This is a genomic window from Sporosarcina siberiensis, assembly GCF_042681925.1.
In the GTDB taxonomy this organism is placed as follows: Bacteria; Bacillota; Bacilli; order Bacillales_A; family Planococcaceae; genus Sporosarcina; species Sporosarcina siberiensis.
In genome coordinates, this window is the sequence record NZ_JBHUGI010000014.1 from 82017 (window position 1) to 100923 (window position 18907).

13 protein-coding genes and 1 pseudogene are annotated in these 18907 nt (G+C 38.8%); 10 read left to right on the forward strand and 4 right to left on the reverse strand.

Annotated features, from left to right (window positions below; translation table 11 throughout):
• Window positions 1-190 (forward strand): annotated as a pseudogene (locus ACFSFY_RS06335) (helix-turn-helix domain-containing protein); the annotation flags it as partial.
• Window positions 191-450: 260 nt separating this feature from the next.
• Here ACFSFY_RS06335 and ACFSFY_RS06340 read toward each other — a convergent pair.
• Window positions 451-948: a GNAT family N-acetyltransferase gene (locus ACFSFY_RS06340; protein ID WP_381536343.1), complete on the reverse strand. Its 498-nt coding sequence runs from the start codon at window positions 946-948 to the stop codon at window positions 451-453.
• 195 nt (window positions 949-1143) lie between these two features.
• On the opposite strand from ACFSFY_RS06340, the gene ACFSFY_RS06345 reads away from it, so the two are divergent.
• The 3 genes from ACFSFY_RS06345 (at window position 1144) to yidC (ending at window position 3393) form a co-directional block, all read left to right on the forward strand.
• A complete protein-coding gene (locus ACFSFY_RS06345; RefSeq protein ID WP_381536346.1) occupies window positions 1144-1476 on the forward strand; it encodes a hypothetical protein in 333 nt (110 codons plus the stop codon).
• Between the two features lie 164 nt (window positions 1477-1640).
• Window positions 1641-2426, forward strand: coding sequence for a helix-turn-helix domain-containing protein (locus ACFSFY_RS06350; RefSeq protein WP_381536348.1), 786 nt, complete (start codon window positions 1641-1643; stop codon window positions 2424-2426).
• An 82-nt stretch (window positions 2427-2508) separates the two neighbouring features.
• Entirely contained in the window at window positions 2509-3393 is an 885-nt protein-coding gene (gene yidC / locus ACFSFY_RS06355; RefSeq protein WP_381536350.1) for a membrane protein insertase YidC, read from the forward strand.
• Window positions 3394-3492: 99 nt separating this feature from the next.
• On the opposite strand, the gene ACFSFY_RS06360 is transcribed toward yidC, so the two are convergent.
• Window positions 3493-4647 (reverse strand): MFS transporter, encoded by a 1155-nt coding sequence (locus tag ACFSFY_RS06360; RefSeq protein WP_381536351.1) that lies wholly within the window; start codon window positions 4645-4647, stop codon window positions 3493-3495.
• A gap of 132 nt (window positions 4648-4779) precedes the next feature.
• Between ACFSFY_RS06360 and ACFSFY_RS06365 the strand changes: the two genes are divergently transcribed.
• Entirely contained in the window at window positions 4780-5667 is an 888-nt protein-coding gene (locus ACFSFY_RS06365; RefSeq protein WP_381536354.1) for a M15 family metallopeptidase, read from the forward strand.
• A 55-nt stretch (window positions 5668-5722) separates the two neighbouring features.
• Here the strand turns inward: ACFSFY_RS06365 and cls are convergent, their stop codons facing one another.
• Complete coding sequence (gene cls / locus ACFSFY_RS06370; protein ID WP_381536356.1) at window positions 5723-7174, reverse strand: cardiolipin synthase; 1452 nt, start codon at window positions 7172-7174, stop codon at window positions 5723-5725.
• Window positions 7175-7336: 162 nt separating this feature from the next.
• Between cls and ACFSFY_RS06375 the strand changes: the two genes are divergently transcribed.
• On the forward strand, window positions 7337-8728 hold the full coding sequence (locus ACFSFY_RS06375; protein WP_381536358.1) for an L-cystine transporter: 1392 nt from the start codon (window positions 7337-7339) through the stop codon (window positions 8726-8728).
• Between the two features lie 55 nt (window positions 8729-8783).
• Here ACFSFY_RS06375 and ACFSFY_RS06380 read toward each other — a convergent pair whose 3' ends face one another.
• Entirely contained in the window at window positions 8784-10016 is a 1233-nt protein-coding gene (locus ACFSFY_RS06380; protein ID WP_381536360.1) for a helix-turn-helix domain-containing protein, read from the reverse strand.
• 111 nt (window positions 10017-10127) lie between these two features.
• Between ACFSFY_RS06380 and ACFSFY_RS06385 the strand changes: the two genes are divergently transcribed.
• From ACFSFY_RS06385 to ACFSFY_RS06400, 4 genes are all read left to right on the forward strand, one after another.
• A complete protein-coding gene (locus tag ACFSFY_RS06385; RefSeq protein WP_381536362.1) occupies window positions 10128-11414 on the forward strand; it encodes an MFS transporter in 1287 nt (428 codons plus the stop codon).
• A gap of 16 nt (window positions 11415-11430) precedes the next feature.
• Window positions 11431-12708 carry a S41 family peptidase gene (locus ACFSFY_RS06390; protein ID WP_381536364.1) on the forward strand — a complete coding sequence of 426 codons (1278 nt, stop codon included), beginning with the start codon at window positions 11431-11433 and terminating at the stop codon, window positions 12706-12708.
• A gap of 962 nt (window positions 12709-13670) precedes the next feature.
• Window positions 13671-16220 (forward strand): winged helix-turn-helix domain-containing protein, encoded by a 2550-nt coding sequence (locus ACFSFY_RS06395; RefSeq protein ID WP_381536366.1) that lies wholly within the window; start codon window positions 13671-13673, stop codon window positions 16218-16220.
• Between the two features lie 94 nt (window positions 16221-16314).
• Window positions 16315-18852, forward strand: coding sequence for a winged helix-turn-helix domain-containing protein (locus tag ACFSFY_RS06400; protein WP_381536368.1), 2538 nt, complete (start codon window positions 16315-16317; stop codon window positions 18850-18852).
• The last annotated feature ends 55 nt before the right edge of the window (window positions 18853-18907 follow it).

Genomic DNA, 18907 nt, shown 5'->3' on the forward strand with positions numbered 1-18907 from the left:
ATTTGGACCGAAAAACATTATATGGTTTGACTTGTTATTTGTTTTTTCTTTCTTTTTTTATGAGATGTTACCTTTTGAAAAAAGTATAAATACATTGATTACTTTACTTTTTGCTATTGTGATTTTGAGTATCATAAATATCAAGTTTTTTATACCAGTGTGGAGGACACCAAAGTTATCAGGCAAATAATGTTTTGAATTAACCCTTTTAGGTATATATCGTAATCGGGCGCGATTGTGGCATAAGAAATTTGAAGGGGCCTAATTAATTAGGTCGCTTTTATTTATATGTGAAACAATTAATACGACTTTAACTAATATATAGTTGAAAAGAAAAAACGAAGATCCCAAATTCATATGCGAATTTGGGATCTTCGTTTTGGTTATTTAATTGCATTTTTGTACTAGTGAACTGAATGGGTTAGGCTGGGAAAGCATTTTTTATATTACTTAATAGGAAAGCGCATTATTAGTTAGTTTAAGAACATACTGGGCAGTCGTTACTGGATGACCTTCGAATAATTCATCGAATAGATCAAGCAGTTCAAAACCTTGTTTCTCATAAAAAGATCGCCCAATGTGATTTTGTCCATCGACGTAAACGAAGAGTTGCTCTACATCTGGTAAAAGTGAGAGAGTGCACTCGAAAAGCTTCTGTCCATAGCCTTCTTTTTGGTAAGTCGGCAAGACATACATTGCGGTAAGTTCAGAGTCACCGTCTGTATCCTTTTTAGTGAAATTTGCAAAGCCGATAGGTACACCTTCACACTCAGCAACTAGAACGATTGTTTTTTCCATACGCATGAGCATCATGGCATCCGAATAAGCTCGGTCAATAAATGCGGTCTGTATGTTTTCAGGAATAACGCCACGATACGTCTCACTCCATGTATTGTGTAAGATATGCTGTATGTGGCGGATATCATTGGATGTCATTCGTCGAATCATTATCCCGTCACCCCAACGTTTCTTTTTGTCATCATAACAAATAAATCAAGTGAAAACTACTACCAAGTTCTAGGGGGAATGATAGAAGAGAGTTTGTTTAAAATACTGGTTGAAGCTAAGAAGTTTCTAAATGACCTTGATGGGGTATACTTAGACAACACGAAAGCAATTTAAAAAATCAGGAGGTAATTTTTCATGGCTCGTAAAAAGAATAATAGTATCTTAGTTGCAACGTTGGCTGCTGGTGCATATGCGTATTTTAGTAAAAAAGAGAATCGTGATAAGGCGCAGGTTGCTTTTGGTAATATGAAAACAAAAGTGGATTCGTTTATTAAGTCACAACAATTAAATCGTTCATCTGAAACGAATACTGGACATCCAGATCCATATGATTCAAGCGATAATAATATGGTAAGTGAAGGTGCTCAGACGAGTGTTCACTATTATAATCAAGAAGTAGAAGATGAACATACAGAAAAAATAGATGGTCTTTACACTAAAATAGAAACAGAAGAATTACCAAAATAAAACGACAGTCAAGATTCATAAAATATGAATAAAGTAAATAAGATGCCTTTGTAAAGGGCATCTTATTTTATTACGGGTTTATAAAGTAGTGATTATTGGGTATAGTGATTGGTATTGAAAATTCAATTCCAAATATACGTTTACGTTGAACAGGGGTCATATTCATGGAGAAAAATGAAGTTACAGAGAAATCTATTTCAACAAATGAATTAAAAAGTCTAAATGAACGTCGAATAAACATTTTAAATAAAGAAAGCTTTTTTACAACGGAAGAAAGATTGCTGGAACATTTATTTAAACTGGAAAAGTCAGAAGCGCAAAAGCATTTGCGAACGCAAGTTGCTAATTTGATGGAATACCCCAAGGTAGAAGTATTTTCACATATAAAATATTACTGCATAGCACTTTCATCGATTGTAGCAAGACGTTTAGGCAAAACGATACTAACACCTAGTGAAGCTTTCGATTTTAACAGTACGTGTATTGTACTAATTGAAAAAAGACTTAAACCAAATATTGTTATGGAATTTGCTGACGAACTAATTGAGTATTATATGTACATTCTCACTGAAAAAAAGAGCCCACAGGTGAAACATCACATAGTCAATAAAGTGATTCAATATGTCAACTCGGAAGTGGAATCCTTGTTAACAGTTGAGGGTATCGCAAAGCATTTAAACATAAGTACAAGTCATCTCTCACGTGTATTTCGTGAGCATACTAAAATAACACTTGTAGAATACATAAGTATAAGAAAGGTAGAAGAATCACAGTATTATTTACGATTTACTGAGAAAAAGATTTCCGAAGTATCAGACCAATTCCACTTTTGTAATCAAAGCTATTTCACTCGTACATTTAAGAAGTATTCAGGAGAAACGCCTAAAAAGTTTCGTAGTAATCTGTCGGTAGAATACTTCCGCTTTTTGTTGCCAGGAGAAGAAATGTGATTCTTCGACAGACAATGATTGTAAAGTCATACCTGTTTGATGTATACTTTTCAGTAGTTTGAATGGGTGAAGGTGAATATAATTGAAGAAGAGAATTGGCTTAGTAACACTGTTAATGACAATGACTATATTTTTAAGTGGTTGTGCTGGTGTTCAGAATAAAGAAGGTAAGTTTTACGATTTCTTCGTGAGTCCGATGGAGTGGTTACTGAAGTATTTTAGTGATCAATTTAACGGAAGTTACGGACTTTCCATAATAATTATTACAGTCTTAATACGGTTGCTTCTAATGCCGTTTATGCTGAAAAATTATAAGTCACAACAAACGATGAAAATCAAAATGGATGCTCTTCGTCCAGAAATGGAAGACATTCAAAAGCGAGTTAAAGAAGCTAAGGAATCAGGCGAAAAAGAAGAGCAAATGAGACTTCAACAAGAAATGATGGGGCTTTATAAGAAGCACGGAGTCAATCCTGTCAATATGGGATGTCTACCACTCATTATTCAAATGCCGATTATTATGGGTTTGTATTTTGCAATCCTTTATTCACCAGATGCTGTAAAAGATTATCAGTTTCTGTGGTTTAAACTTGGCGAACCCGATATGATCATGATGCTAATAGCGGGTGCTGTCTATTTTGTCCAGGCACGTGTATCTTTATGGACAATGCCGGAACAGCAAAAGAAGCAGATGAAAATGTTCATCTACTTATCTCCAATTATGATTATGTTTATCTCGTTTAAAGCAATGGCAGCTTTACCTCTTTATTGGGCGGTTGGTGGATTCTTACTAATCATCCAGACATATCTTGGAAGAAAGCTGTATTACAAAGAGCCAGAACCTGTAGTTGAAGGTGCTGAAGTAATAGATTCAAAAGAAGTAATAGAAACAAAAGACATAAAAGAGTCAAAATCTACTCCGGATCTTCAAAAAAAGACTGATAAAAAAGGTCCGAAAACGAAATAAAATAATTATCAAAAAAACTAGAGAGAAATCTCTAGTTTTTTTGATGATAATTTTAATGAGAATTTAATTTTTCTGGGTTTTCTTTAGTGTCCTTTTTATCTAATACGAAAAACGTTTCCGAGTCATGAGTACAATAATGATTGCTGGGATGGTGCAAGAAATCATACCGAGAAACGCCAATTGTGGTGAAATATCATACAATCTACCGCCGACAAATGTTAATACAGCAATGCTTAGGCTCATTGCAAAGGCTGCGTACATCCCTTGTGCAGCCGGTATGAGATTGCTAGGCAACTTATCGGAAATGAATCGTATGAATGCGAAGTGGGCTACACCGAACGATACAGCGTGTAATAACTGACTTGCAATGAAAACAGATGTAAAAGGAAACAAAAAGATAAGTATCCAACGGACTGTTGAACCGATTCCAGCAATTAAAAACATTGTGGAAACTTTAACATTTACTAAGAAACGATCAGCTTGCGTGAAAAACACAATTTCAAGCAAAACCGCAACATTTAAAATGATTCCTATGTAGAAGCTATTCACATCTAGATCATCTAAAAAGATGTACCCATAATTATAATATGAAGCATGTGCTCCTTGAAGTAAAATAGCTAGAATCATGACTACCACAAACGGTTTTTTTGAAAAAAGTTCTTTGAATTCTGCTCCTCGTTTTGGTGTTTTAATTTTTAAAGGTTCTTTATTCAATGAATCTGGTGATGGTCTTGTTGAGAACAACGTTGTGGCCATCAAACCTAAAATCATTAGATAGAGAATGGCTCGTTCATCCCAGAGAGCGGTTGCAGCACCGACAGTAAGAAGAGCCACAGTATATCCTATGGATCCAAAAGAACGACTACGCCCATAATGGATACGATCAGTTTGCATAAGAATGGAAGCGCCGCTTTCTACTGTAGGAAGAATGATGGGATAAAAAGTACTGAACAGCATTGTTAGTAATAGTAGGGCAATGAATGATGAACTGGGAATATAGAATATCGTAAGCCCAAGTGAAATAAAGGACAACCACTTCATGATGCGAATTAGTGACATACGTTTTGTAAGAAAAGGAAAAAGAAGAAATGTGGAAAATGACCTTATAATCATTCCGGCACCCATAACTATGCTTGCCTGTGTTACAGATAATCCTTTTTCAATTGTTAACCAGCCTGTCCAGTAAGGGAGAAAGATTCCCCATGTAAAGAAAAAGGCGAGAAAGCTAACGGATAGCCATCGTTGGTTATTCATCTTTTGCATCCCCGCAATCATAGAATAGTATTATAAAATTAAATGATAGCACAGCAAGACTGTAAAGAAAAATGATGATAGACTAAAAGATGGTTACTTAAATAGACCATTTGTGAAAAGGAATGAAACAATTTGAAGAGAAAACGAAAAAACAAACATAAATTCCGATCAACTAAAAAGAAAAGTAGTAAAAAACTAACAATAGTCCTTTTTATAACGGCTTTACTAATGACGGGTCTTGTTGTTTGGGTAGCGATAAACGATTGGGATATTGAAAAAAGTTTTGGTGACATCGGTATACAGTTAGGTCTTATTGAAAATAAGGCAGTCGAACCGGAACCGGAAGTGGAAATCCCTTTAGTCGACGATGATAATGCTGGAGATTTAGATGAAGACCTACCCGTAGAAGAACCAAGTATCTCTGATGAGAATGGGGAAGATTCTAAGCCTGCACCTGTTGTGGATGGCGGAGGTTATATCGAAGGACAGGAATTGCCCTTACAACCAACGTATATAAAAAACATTTTAATTGCCAATAAAAAATATCCACTTCCGGCAACATTTGCCCCAGGTGAAAGTAAAGAAGCACGTGAAATGTTTGATAAAATGGCAGCAGAAGCAGCGCTGTCGGGATATAAATTATCGGCATTTAGTACGTATCGGTCTTTTGAATACCAAACCGGTCTTTATAACCGATATGTCGATAAAGAAGGTCCTGAAAAAGCAGATCGGTATAGCGCACGGCCGGGTTACTCAGAACATCAGACAGGTCTTGCATTTGATATTGGGGAAGTGAATCAAGAAAAGCTTTGGTTAACAGCAGAGTTTGGGGAGTCAGCAGCCGGTAAATGGCTTGCGGAAAATGCGCACAGATATGGTTTCATTATGCGTTATCCTTTGGGTAAAGAGGACATTACAGGATATATGTATGAATCCTGGCATTTTCGCTATGTAGGGGAAAGTATTGCAAGTGAAATATATGCCGAAAAAGGTACACTTGAAGAGTACTTAGAAAGTTGACTAAATAAAAGAAAAGGAATGTCTCTAGTGCTGAGACGTTCCTTTTCTTTTTCATTTATAGAATTGGTGAAACAAGGCGAGAAATCGATTCCTTTATTTTAATCATACGTGAACGCTCATTATACATTTCAAGTGTTAATTCCGAAGAAAGGCGCATATCTTGCTCGAAAAGCTCTGCTAACTCGTGTGACTTTTCTCGGTCATATATGAAGGCGTTGATTTCAAAATTCAACTTGAAACTTCTAACATCAATATTTGCAGTTCCAACTGTCGATAATTCATCATCGACAACAATTTGCTTTGTATGAAGAAAACCATTCTCGTAAATGTAAACTTTAGCTCCTGCTTTTAGTAAGTAACCAATATTGGAATACGTGGCCCAGTAAACAAACATGTGGTCAGGCTTGTTTGGAATCATTATTCGTACATCGACACCGGATAGGCAAGCGATTCGAAGTGCGTCCAAAAAACTAACGTCTGGGATAAAGTATGGAGTCTGAATGTAAATATATTTTCTTGCAATAAAAATCATCTTTAAATAGCCGTCCTTAATTTGTTCCCATTCTGAATCAGGACCGCTTGAAACAATCTGCATACCGACTTCCCCTTTTCTAGGGATAACCGGAAAATAACGATCCGCATACTCAATATCATGATCTACAGATGCTTGGTTCCAATCGAGGATGAATCGTGTCTGTAACGGATGCAGTGCACTTCCTTCTATTCTTAAGTGTGTATCACGCCAATAACCAAATTTTTTATTGTGTCCTAAATATTCGTCGCCAACATTAAAACCGCCGATGTAACCAATTCGACCATCAATCACAACGATTTTTCGGTGATTTCTATAATTCAATCGGGTATTAATAAGCGGTAAAATGGATGGGAAAAACGATTCCACTTCACCCCCGTGTTCGATAAGTTCTTTGAAATGACGTTTGTAAAGAGTTCTAGAACCAATATCGTCGAATAAAACACGGACTTTTACACCTGCTTTTGCTTTTCGAATAAGAACGTCTAAAATGCGATTACCAAGTGTGTCCAGCCTAATAATATAGTATTGGAAATGTATATGATCCTTTGCTGATTCTAAATCGTCAATGAGTGCGTCAAATTTGGCCTTTCCGTCATTAAAGATTTGAACGTCATTGTCCTGCGTTAAAACAGCATGGTTATTCCTTAAATGAAGATAAATCATATCTTTATAGTGTTCCGTATCGTCCAGTTGGAAATCCAACGTATCGTTCTCAATCGCCTCAATCTGGTAATCGATGAGCTGATTGATCCCTATCCGGCTCCGGCCTTCCCACCTAAACAAATGCTTTTGTCTTAAACGTCGCCCAAATAGAAGGTAAATAATAAAACCAAATACGGGGATGAAGAATAAGACGAGAAGCCATGACCAAGTAGATGTAGCATCCCGTCGTTCAAGAAAAATTAGTGCAATTGCAAGGAATATATTTAAAATTAAAATGCCTGTAATAGTGAAACTGATTAAAGTTGTCATGGTCGCCTCCTATAATAATCATCTATACGCTAGTATACCTTATTACTAAGGGGATAATGGTGTTTTCACTTATTCTTAACTTTAATACCTACTTGACCGATAGGGATTGAGGGTATAAAATAAAGAATGTGTTTATATATATGCTCAGAGGAGGAAAAGAGTGTGAGTTCACCATTGGTCTTATTAAATATCGCAGGATTGCTTCTACTTATTAGTGTTCTATTTTTGCTGCACCGAAAAAAAGTCGCGTTTTCGAAACGGGTATTTACGGGTCTGGGGCTTGGAATTATTTATGGTCTTATTTTACATTATGCTTACGGAACAGAATCTGCTGTGTTAAAAGAGTCAATGCCTTGGTTTAATTTGATTGGTGTTGGTTACGTTAAACTTCTTCAGATGATTGTTATGCCACTTGTATTCATTTCAATTCTTGCGGCATTTACAAAAGTGACAATTGGTAAGAACTTTGGAAAAATGGCTGGAATCATTTTAGGCATGCTTGTTGGAACAACGGCAATTGCTGCAATTGTTGGGATAGCTGCCTCGCTCCTTTTTGGACTTAATGCATCAGATATCGTACAAGGCGAAGCCGAATTATCACGGGGGATATCCATTGAAGAACGTTCAGTGGGGGTTGCAGATAAAGCTCTTCCCGAGCAACTGATCGACCTTCTTCCAGCGAATCCGTTTTTAGATTTTACAGGAGCGCGTCCAACTTCAACAATCGGAGTTGTTATTTTTGCGGCATTTCTTGGTTTCGCATATCTTGCGATTACACGTAAGGAACCCGAAAATGCAGCAACTGTGAAAAAGGGAATCGACGCAATTTATTCGCTAATAATGGGGATTGTGCGAATTGTTTTACGTTTAACGCCTTATGGAATTTTGGCGATCATTGCACAGACGGTCGCGACATCCGACTTTGGGGCAATTTATAATTTAGGGAAGTTCGTTCTTGCTTCTTATGTTGCGCTCGCTGTGATGTTCGGAATTCACTTAATCATCATCACACTTTCAGGTTTGAACCCAATTACGTATGTGAAAAAAGCGGGAGAAGCGCTTCTATTTGCTTTCTCATCGCGTTCAAGTGCAGGAACGCTTCCGTTGAACATTGACGCACAGACGAACCGTTTAGGTGTTCCGGAGGGCATTGCAAATTTCGCGGGATCATTTGGATTAACGATTGGTCAAAATGGTTGTGCGGGAATCTATCCGGCAATGCTGGCGGTGATGATTGCGCCAACAGTTGGTCAAAATCCACTTGAACCAACATTTCTCCTTACGTTAATAGTGATTGTTGCAATCAGTTCATTTGGAGTTGCTGGAGTTGGTGGGGGGGCGACGTTCGCTGCAATTCTTGTTCTTTCAGCTTTGAATCTTCCGGTCGCACTCGCTGGACTTCTTATTTCAGTTGAACCGTTAATTGATATGGGTCGTACCGCAGTAAACGTTAGTGGGGCAATGACGGCAGGTGTGACAACAGCTCGCCTGACAGGGGAACTGGATACCGAAATGTACAACGGCACGATTGAAAAACAAACAGTTGAAGTCTAATCGATAATCATAAATAAAAAATCAGCAAGAGACGTCATCGTCTTTTGCTGATTTTTTATTTGGTAATGAATTCATATGTTGTAGTAATAAAATCTTTATGTGGTGAATGAGGCATCGATGAAATATTATCGAATGCTTTTTTTGCATAATATAGTGCATCTTCATTGCTTCCTAATTTCAAATGGCAACGTGCGATATAGGCGTCTCTTTCATATAGTTGGGAGAGGTCGATTGGGTGATGGATATAATCTGCAATCTCCACTTTTTCAAGGGATTCGAGTGATTCTTTATATTGATTTAAACCAAAAAGAGATTTTCCTATTTCAAGATCAAAGTAAGGACTATACACTTTGGATTTTTTATAATCCTCGTTATTTAAGCGTGCGAGACGTAGTGCTTCTCGATAAGATTGCTTATGTGCATTTAAATAATGCACTTCCAAAAGCCGAGTGAAATAGATAGCTTCTTCATCTTCAGCAAACTCGCCGTAGAGTTCAAGTTTTTTTGAATAAAACTTTGCCTTCTCCAAGTCAAGTGTTGTAATAGCATGTGTTGCAGCCAGTCGATATAAGCTATCGATATTATAAAACACTCCCTGCTTCTTGGAAAATTCAATGGCATTATCCATGACTCGTATTGCCGATTCTGCATCCCCTACAGCGTAATAAAGAACGGCTTCATGATAGTCGAGGTCGATTCTTGTCATTGGATCAATAAATGCGTGATTTCTTTCGATTTCCAGGCGTTCCTGTAGCATGATTTTGAGTGCCTCGGCGTAGTCGTGTTCAACGAACTTGACTGATGCGCGAAATATTCCAATTTTGGCACGCCTAGGTAGAATGTTCATCTGATCATAGAGTTGTGCAGCTCGATTAGAAAAAGTCTCCCACCCATCTCTTTTTTCGATATAGAGGCATTTGCTATACATTTCCAGTAAGCGCGCGGATTCATATCCTTGGGTTAGTTTTGGAACAAAAGGTTCGACCAAAGTAATAAGTTGGACGTATTCATCTGTCACTTGATTATGTTCTGTGTTAGAAAGTAATTCTGCGCTTTCCAAAATCTTTCGCAATTCCTGTGTGCTCACTTCTTCGAGTAGTTCCGATACTTCAACACCGAGTCGCTTCGCTATATAGTTCAGGCTTTCCATTGAAGGATTTGCTTTATTGTTTTCAATTAGGCTGAGCATGCCTTTCGTTAACGCATTACCAGCAAGTGTTTCTAATGTTAGTTTTTGTTGTTTTCTTAATTTGCGTATTCGTTCACCTAACGTTTCGATAGGATACACCCCCATTTTCCGCATCTGGTTTAATTATATTAAACTTCGGCTTGCAATGGAAGCATAAAGCATGTTATCTTTAGTTTAATATAATTAAACTTTTGAGGGGGAAGTGGTTTTATGGAAGATGTTTTGAAGCTGAAAAGGGCGACTTATAATTTGTGGACGTTCGTGACGAGTAAGCTCATCTCTTCATTTGGCGCGCAAGTATATGTATTTGCCATCAGTTTTTATATTTTACAACAAACCGGATCTGCGACAAGTTTTGCAACAAATCTTCTTTGCAGCATATTACCAAGAGCGCTTGTGGCGCCATTTGCAGGTTATGTTGCGGATAACTATTCAAGGAAGACCATTGTCATTACGGCACAAGTTGCTTCGACATTTGCAATTGCAGGTCTTCTAACAGTTAGTTTAACTTCCGGAATCTCACTAATCGCGATTTATACGACAACCGTAGTGTTATCGATCACCTCGACCTTTTCAGGCGTTGCATTCAGTTCCTCGATTACAGGATTGATTGATGAAAAAAGAATACAAAAAGCGATGTCAATGAATCAAATGTCCATTTCAGTTGCAGCAATTGGTGGTCCAGCTGTCGGAGGACTTTTGTATGGCACTGTTTCTATGCCTGTATTCCTAATCATGTACATGATTGCTTCGATTATTGCGGTGATTCTTGAATCGACGATGAATTTCAAGTTGTTCGCAAAACGAAAAAAAGTAGTGGAAGGGGAAGCAAGGGAATCGATGTGGCATAGCATGAAAGCGGGTTTTGCCTATCTGAAGCTACAGCCGATTATTATGGCGCTCCTTTGGGTTTCTTTGCTCATTAATTTCCTATTTGGTGCATTTCAAGTCGGGTATTCATTCATCCTGATTGAAAAGTTGAAAATGCCTTCACACCATTTTGGTTTGACTGAAGGTGCATTTGCAGTCGGAATGTTACTGCTATCGTTTTATTTATCGGTACGAAAAGAAGTAAAGTATCCCTTTCTCGTATCAAAGCGAGGAATTCTCGTATTCGGTGTACTAATGGGAAGTATCGGACTACCGTTAATGGTGCAGATGGAGTACGGCGTAATGTTCGGTTTTTATCTGGCGGTTATGTTCAGTTTCGGCGCAACGATGATTATCGTCAATACGCCAATCATGGTCATGATGCAAAAGATAATCGATGACGATTACAAAGGACGCGTATTTTCAATTATGGAAACGATGGCGATGGCACTTATGCCCTTAGGTATTGTGCTCTTTGGATTCCTGTATGACCTATTCCCAGCAGAGTGGATCCTAATCATTTCCGGTTTATTGCTAATAGGTGTCGTCCTCGTGTTGGCGAGACCATCCGTCGTACGGAAGGCGCATCCAGAGCTTGGGAAAGCGAAAGCGGTATCTGAACAATAGTAACGGAGGTGTAGTAATGGAAAAAGTTTTTGAAGACATCGTCTACATTATGAACCATGATTATGCGGGTTGGGAAGATAAGAAAGGTTGCGACAATCCAGAATACTTCCTTCAGAAGATACGGGATGAAAAACAACTTTCAAAAGAAGTGTTTAAGGAAATTGTCGAGGACTACTTATTGGATTTCAATGACCAACATATTTTCTTTAAGATAGCTGATTCACAGGCTGAAAAGGAAAAAGTCCGAGGATTTCGGGTCCGTCGTTTTGAAGACCGTCTTTATGTTACGGATGTTGATTCGGAAAAGAGGCTAAAGCCCGGTATGTATTTCGTATCACTTGGAGGGCATAGCATAGCTGAATTAAGAGGAAAACATCATCGATTATTAAATGAAAATCATCCCGAACGCGAAGATTGGACATCAATCCTGTCTATCTATGAAAAGGGGGATGTAGAGAATAGCGAAGGAATTCGAAGTGAGATTTCATTTGCTTACTACGATAAAATTCCTTACTCGCCCACTTATTCAGTCCAGCAACTACCCGAGAATACGGTGCTCATTACGATGACGGATTTTGCAAAACCTGATGCCATTATGAAGATGATAACGGAAAATCAAGCAGTCCTTGATTCGGCAGAGAAGTGGGTAATTGATGTGCGTATCAATTACGGGGGAAGTGACTCAAGTTATTTTCCTTTGCTGCCCTATCTAATGACTATTGAGGGCGTCGAACTTTCGGATAAAGATGAGAAGCAATACTTTAACTGCACTGTTGCAAATGAAAAAAGAATCCAAAGTGAGTTGGTTGATCAACTTGAATCAACAACAGATGAAGAAGCCAAGCGTTTTCTGGGAGTTTTCCAGCGAGAATGGAAGAGGAACAAAGGAAAGGGCTTTGTAGAATTCGATTTCAGTGATATTATGCCTGACACATTTATAAAGGGAAAAGAACTTCCAAAGTCTGTTGTTGTGCTAGCGGATGTTAAATGTGGCAGTTCAGGTGATTCTTTCGTTGAATACTGTAAGAAATCTAGGAAAGTAACTGTAATTGGCCGAGCGACAATGGGATTAAATGATTATGCGAATTTAACGAGCAAGATATGGGATGAAGGATTTGAATTTGCGTATCCAACATCCAGACTGTCTCGAATCGATAAAGGACAGGGAATGACAGGAGTTGGAATCGAACCGCATCTACATATTCCGTGGACGCCAGAACATTTGGAAGTAGATGTTGATATGGACCAGGCATTGAAAATACTGTCCTTAACCAATAGCCCTTTGCGAAACTAGACCAGAAGGAAACATAAAAAACTATGGTTATTTCATGTATCGACTTTTCGATTCATTGAGATAACCTTTTTTAGTGCGATGTCCCCTGAATCGCGCGGGATGTCCGCCCTATTGCGTAGAATGTCCCCTCAATCGGTCTCGATCTCCTCGCAATCGCGCGGGATGTCCCCTGAATCCGCTGATGTCCTCCCAATTGCATAGGATGTCCTCTCAATCGGTCCCGATGTCCTCGCAATCGCCCAGGATGTCCCCTGAATCCGCTGATGTCCTCCCTTTTGCATAAGATGTCCTCGCAATCGCGCGGGGGGATGTCCCCTGAATCCGACGATGTCCGCCCTATTGCATAGGATGTCCTCTCAATTGGTCTCGATGTCCCCTGAATCCGGCGATGTCCTCCCTTTTGCATAGGATGTCCTCTCAATCGGTCTCGATGTCCTCTCAATCGCGCGGGATGTCCCCTGAATCCGGCGATGTCCTCCCTTTTGCATAGGATGTCACTCTCGATCGGTCTCGATGTCCTCGCAATCGGGCAGGATGTCCCCTGAATCCGACGAAGCCTGTCCTTTTGCATAGGAATGTCTTTCCAGCCGAATGATCCTGGTTCTTGATTCTGAGTATTTCGTGGAATGGATAAAAGAAGTATCGAAAATCAATAAATTTTATAAGACATTTTACTCAATTTAATAAAAAAACTATAATACTCATTACATAGAAGTGATAGAATATAGTTATTGATAATTAAAGACTGAAATCAGCGAATAGTGTAAAACCTGGCCATCTAGTGCCTGTAAATATAATTTAATTTAATTGGAGATTGTTAAGGTGCGATTGAGGCCATTTACGAGTAACTGAATTTATTATAGAAAAGCAGATTGAGCTAATTTCAAAATATAAATCTAGTGAACAAAAGTACCCAATAAGTCATGAATACAGAGGGAAGTTCGAAAGGGGGGGAAATCAATTTGGTTTGGTTAGATATGAAAACGACGGTGCCGCAAGCTAGACTGCAAGCAGTTGAACGGACTAGGTTAATGGAGTTGCTACATAATAGCGGTCCTAGAAGGTTAACGGTTGTACGTGCACCTGCAGGATACGGAAAGTCAACAATGCTTATTCAATGGATCAGTCAACTTGAAGAACCAGTTGTATGGCTTTCGATAGACGAAACGGATAACGATCCAATCCGTTTTTGGAAATACGTCATACGTGCAGTTTCTGGAATTGTGCCGAAAGAAATTGAAAAGCGACTAATGACTTTATTCACTGAGCAGTCTCCGTTAGAAGTGCTCATTGATTCCTTTATGAATGAAATTGAGTCGTTTCGTGGGAATATCCATATGGTCATGGATGACTATCATTTAATAGAAAGTCCTGTTATCCATCATTCAGTGGCTCGATTTATCGATTACTTACCTACAAATGCCTACGTATATTTAACGAGTCGAACTGATCTCACCCTTCCTTTGGGGAAATGGCGTGTTAAAGAATGGGTTACGGAAATTGACGCTGATCATTTACGTTTCACATATGATGAGGTGGAGCGTTATTATTCCACACAGGAAAATCCTAGTGGGAATCCCGAATTACTTAAGCGATTGTTTGACAAGACGGAAGGTTGGATTGTAGGTCTTCAATTGGCTGGACTAGCGGGACAGGAGGCTATAAAAGGAGAATGGGAAAATGCTGAATTTAATAGTTCACATCCGTTTGTAACAGAATTTCTGTTGAAAGAAATTCTAATATCCTTGCCGCCAATAGAACAGGATTTTCTTTTACGCACATCGATATTGGATCAATTGGAATATCCGATTTGTGATGCTCTAACAAATCGTGAAGATAGCTATCAGACATTGTTGGCACTGGAGAAAAAGGGCCTTTTCATCATTCGTTTACATGTGAATAAACCGGTTTTTCGATATCATCATCTGTTCGCGGATGCCTTGCAATTGGAATTAAAGCACCGTTATTCACCAGAAGAGGTTTCTTTATTATACAAAGAAGCGGCAACGCATTTACGTGAGAAAGGTGATTTTAATTCGGCGATTGAGCTTGCATTGAAAGGACATTTATATGAAATAGTGGATGCTTGGGTCACGAGTGATTTAATAGAAATTATCACGAGGGGGCAAAATTCAACCTTCAATCGTTGGATGCAAACCTTGCGAGCTAATGACTATTTGGTAAATGTTGAGACGCTCGTTTTATATTTGATTACATTAGCGAACAGTTATGAAATGGAAGATGCGAGTCAACTCATCATTGAATTGGATCAGCGACATGAAGTAGAACAATGGATGGATTCAGAAGATTATCGAGGGATGGCAAGTATTTTACAGACGATGCGTGCGTTTGTATTATTGGCAGGCGGTAAAGATGTTGACCAATCCATGAAGATTATCGGTGAACAAATGGATAAAGGGCGGACGAGCTCGAGGTGGGATGACATTCCGATGCAATATAATTGGCTTGAACCGACGCTTTTGAGGACGAGTATAGGAGCGAGGGGTAAGTTGTTGTGGCCTGAAGATATACTTCCTTTGCTCGCGTTTTTCCAAGAACCTGACACGAAAGAGAAAAACATGACTGGATTTGCTTACGGTGTTGCGGCGGAAACCTCCTTCCACAGAAACGCTTTGGACCAATCATTAGTGGAATTGGAAGCTGCATTGCAGTTCGGTCATCATTTTAAAGATCCTGGATTATTTATACCGATGTATATTTTGAAGGCAAAGGTCTATGTATCCAAACAACAATTTGTTGAAGCGTATGCAGTTTTAGAGTATGCAATGGGAACTACGAACGAAAGACAGTGGCTGGATTCATTGCGCACGATGAAAGCGTACATGTACTTACTTGAAGGCAATCCAACGCAGGCAGAGCAGGAACTTCTTGTGTCAACTGGACTGAACAATCCAAGTGCGGAATCTGAACAAGAATTTTGGTTGTTGGTTTCTGCCCGCCTTTTATTAGCAAAAGGACAAGCGACCGATGCGTTAAAGAAGACGATGAGAGTGAAAGAAAGTGCTATAAAAGAAAGGCAAGTTCTTACAATCGTTGAAGCAACAATTCTTGAAGTACTGTGTCAAGTAGATTTGGGGAATGTAGATGCGGCAATGATCACATTACATGGTGCGTTGAAAGAAGGCGCTCCATACGGCTATAGTAGACTATTTCTTGATGAAATTACTATCGTTATGCTGTTGAAAAAATATTTAATAATGCGTAAAATCGCCTTCAGTTCGAAATGGGATTCTGTATCCATTACTTATGTGGAACAATTGATTGCTGAAGGTCAAAAAGACTCAGTTGAGAACCCGGCAATGGATAGTTTAACGCCACGTGAAAGAAGTGTTTTGAACTTGCTCGCAAACGGTGCTACGAATAGTGAAATTGCACAAGAGTTGGTTCTGTCTGAAGGAACAGTGCGTGTTTACTTATCAAGTGTTTATAGTAAACTCGGTGTGAATTCTAGGACAAAGGCGATTTTGGTATCTAAAGATATAGAGAATTAAAAGTCATACTTACTTATCATTGTTAATAAATGTAGATTAATAAAAATGAGCAGACCTGAATTGTATAAAAAATACAATAAATGTTGAAAGAAGTGTGATTCTTATCGTTTGGTTACATTCGAAAATAACTGCACCTCGCGCTACATTAGAAGTAGTAGGACGACCGCGTTTAGTTGACACGCTCCAATATCATAATCTTAGGAAATTGACGATTGTTCGAGCGCCGGCAGGTTATGGTAAGACAACGCTTTTAAGTCAGTCAATGAATGAGTTTGATGGTTTGGCTGCTTGGTTGTCCATAGATGCCAATGACAATGATCCACTTCGTTTTTGGACATATGTTATTCGTGCTGTCTCGAACGTGGTTACAGAAAACATAGATTCATTGGTGAATCCTCAATTTCATTCACAGTCTCCGTTGGAATTGTTAATCGATTCTTTCTCGAACGATATTGCGATGATTCCGCGTGAGATTCTTATTGTTTTCGATGACTATCATTTAATAGAAAGCCCCGTAATTCATACAATGATGGCACGATTTATCGATTATTTACCGGATAACATTTACTTGTTTTTGGTCAGTCGAACGGAATTACCACTCCCTTTGGCAAAGTGGCGTGTTCAAGAATCGCTTACTGAAATCGGTGTGGACCAGTTACGCTTTACGTACGAAGAAACGGAACATTTGTATAGGAAGCGTAGATTTAGTTATGAAGATACTGAATCACTTCAACGTGTGTTGCAAATGACAGAAGGTTGGGCAGCTGGTCTTCAGTTGGTAGGTCTCTCAGGTGGGATGTCTGCACCGGATAAATGGGGTGTTGCTCAATTTGATAGTAAGTTTCCGTTCATAAAGGATTTCCTGCTGCAAGAAATACTAGCATCTCTTTCGCCAGCCGTACAAGATTTTCTTGTACGCACTTCGATATTGAAACAGTTAGAACCTGCGATTTGTGATGCTCTTACAAATCGAACAGATAGTTATTCTGTATTATTGGAACTTGAGCGGAAGGGATTATTCATCGTTCGCTTACATTCGAGCGAACCTGTTTTTCGCTACCATCATTTATTCGAAGATGCTTTGAGAATAGAAATGCGACTTCGGTATTCACAAAAACAAATCGCTTCATTTCATGAAGAAGTGTCTAGGATTTTAATCGAACAAGGCGATTTTATTTCCGCGATTGAACTTACATTTAGAGGACAGTTGTGGGATGTTGCGGATAAGTGGATGACTACCTATTTAATTGAGATTTTTACATTAGGACAAACAGCAACATTCATTCGTTGGGTAAAAGTTCTGCGGGATAATAATTTTGCCGTAAATATAGAAACGTTGGTCATGTATGTGATTGCTTTGTCCAATATCTATGAAGTAGAGGAAGCAAGACGGCTTATTGATGAGTTAGAGCAAAGAGATGAAGTAGAAAATTGGATGGACAAAGATGAGTATCGCGGGATGGCTAGTATTTTTGCGACTGCTAAAGCATTTGTCATATTCGCAAGCGGTGGAGATATTGAACAAGCGAAAGCGCTTATTAGCACGCAATTAATTACAGGGCGTGTAAGTTCAAGGTGGGACCATATCCCAATGCAATACAATCAGCTTGAAGCCCGTACATTAAGAACGACTATAGGAGTGAGGGGCAAGCTTTGGCCGAGGGATGTAGTCCTGCCTTTTCTCGAATTGTTTCGTAAATCTGAATTTAAAGAACAAAATATGACGGGGTATGGGTATGGTGTGCAAGCGGAAACATTATATGAACATGATTCTATAGATGAAGCGTTAATTGAACTTGAGGTTGCACTTCAGTATGGTCATCGTTTTCAAGATCCAGGTTTATATATTCCGATGTACATCTTGAAAAGTCGTATTTATGCGATGAAAAAACAATTTGTGGAAGCGCATAGGACTCTGGATTATGCAATGAAAACTATGAAAGAGAGACATTGGACTAATCAGCTGCGTGCGATGAAGGCGCATTGTTGTTTACTTGAAGGTGATATATCTCAGGCTGAATGGGAACTTTCGAAATCGACGGGACTGAATCGCCTTGAAGCGAAGTCGGAACAAGAACTCTGGCTGTTGGTGTATGTACGGCTATTGTTAGCGAAAGGAGAGGTAGAAGAAGCGTTAAAAATAACGATGCGAATAAAGGAGAAAGCGCTTCAGGAAAGGCAAACGTTAACAATTATAGAGGCTGGAATGCTTGAGGCGATTTGTCAAATGAGGTTACTAAACGAAGGTGCAGCGTTGGCGACATTGCACGGAGCATTGAAACTAGGTGAACTTTATAATTATAAAAGAACGTTTCTTGATGAAGTAGGCCTCGAGCCTTTGCTGAAAAAATACTTGAAAGTACATCGGAAGGGCACCTACGAACATTGGGGTTATATACCTCTTGTTTATATCGAACAATTTGTAGTTGATAGTCAGGCCGATCAAGTGATTGATACACTTAGCCCGCGTGAACGTGAAATCCTTCAATTATTGGCAGAAGGTGCTTCGAATAGTGAAATTGCGAGTCAATTAGGTCTTTCAGAAGGTACTGTTCGTGTTTATTTGTCAAATGTTTATAGAAAACTTGGTGTGAATTCACGAACGAACGCTATTTTAATAGCGACAGAGTAATAGAGTTGGTTCTAGTATTTCGGCATGAAAAATCTGCATCTCATATATAGAGATG

What these genes read in the sequence shown, in the direction of transcription:
- ACFSFY_RS06390 (WP_381536364.1), top strand. Translation starts at nt 11,431, where the DNA reads ATGGAAAAAGTTTTTGAAGACATCGTCTACATTATGAACCATGATTAT.
- ACFSFY_RS06340 (WP_381536343.1), bottom strand. Translation starts at nt 948, where the DNA reads ATGATTCGACGAATGACATCCAATGATATCCGCCACATACAGCATATC.
- ACFSFY_RS06360 (WP_381536351.1), bottom strand. Translation starts at nt 4,647, where the DNA reads ATGAATAACCAACGATGGCTATCCGTTAGCTTTCTCGCCTTTTTCTTT.
- ACFSFY_RS06345 (WP_381536346.1), top strand. Translation starts at nt 1,144, where the DNA reads ATGGCTCGTAAAAAGAATAATAGTATCTTAGTTGCAACGTTGGCTGCT.
- cls (WP_381536356.1), bottom strand. Translation starts at nt 7,174, where the DNA reads ATGACAACTTTAATCAGTTTCACTATTACAGGCATTTTAATTTTAAAT.
- ACFSFY_RS06385 (WP_381536362.1), top strand. Translation starts at nt 10,128, where the DNA reads ATGGAAGATGTTTTGAAGCTGAAAAGGGCGACTTATAATTTGTGGACG.
- ACFSFY_RS06350 (WP_381536348.1), top strand. Translation starts at nt 1,641, where the DNA reads ATGGAGAAAAATGAAGTTACAGAGAAATCTATTTCAACAAATGAATTA.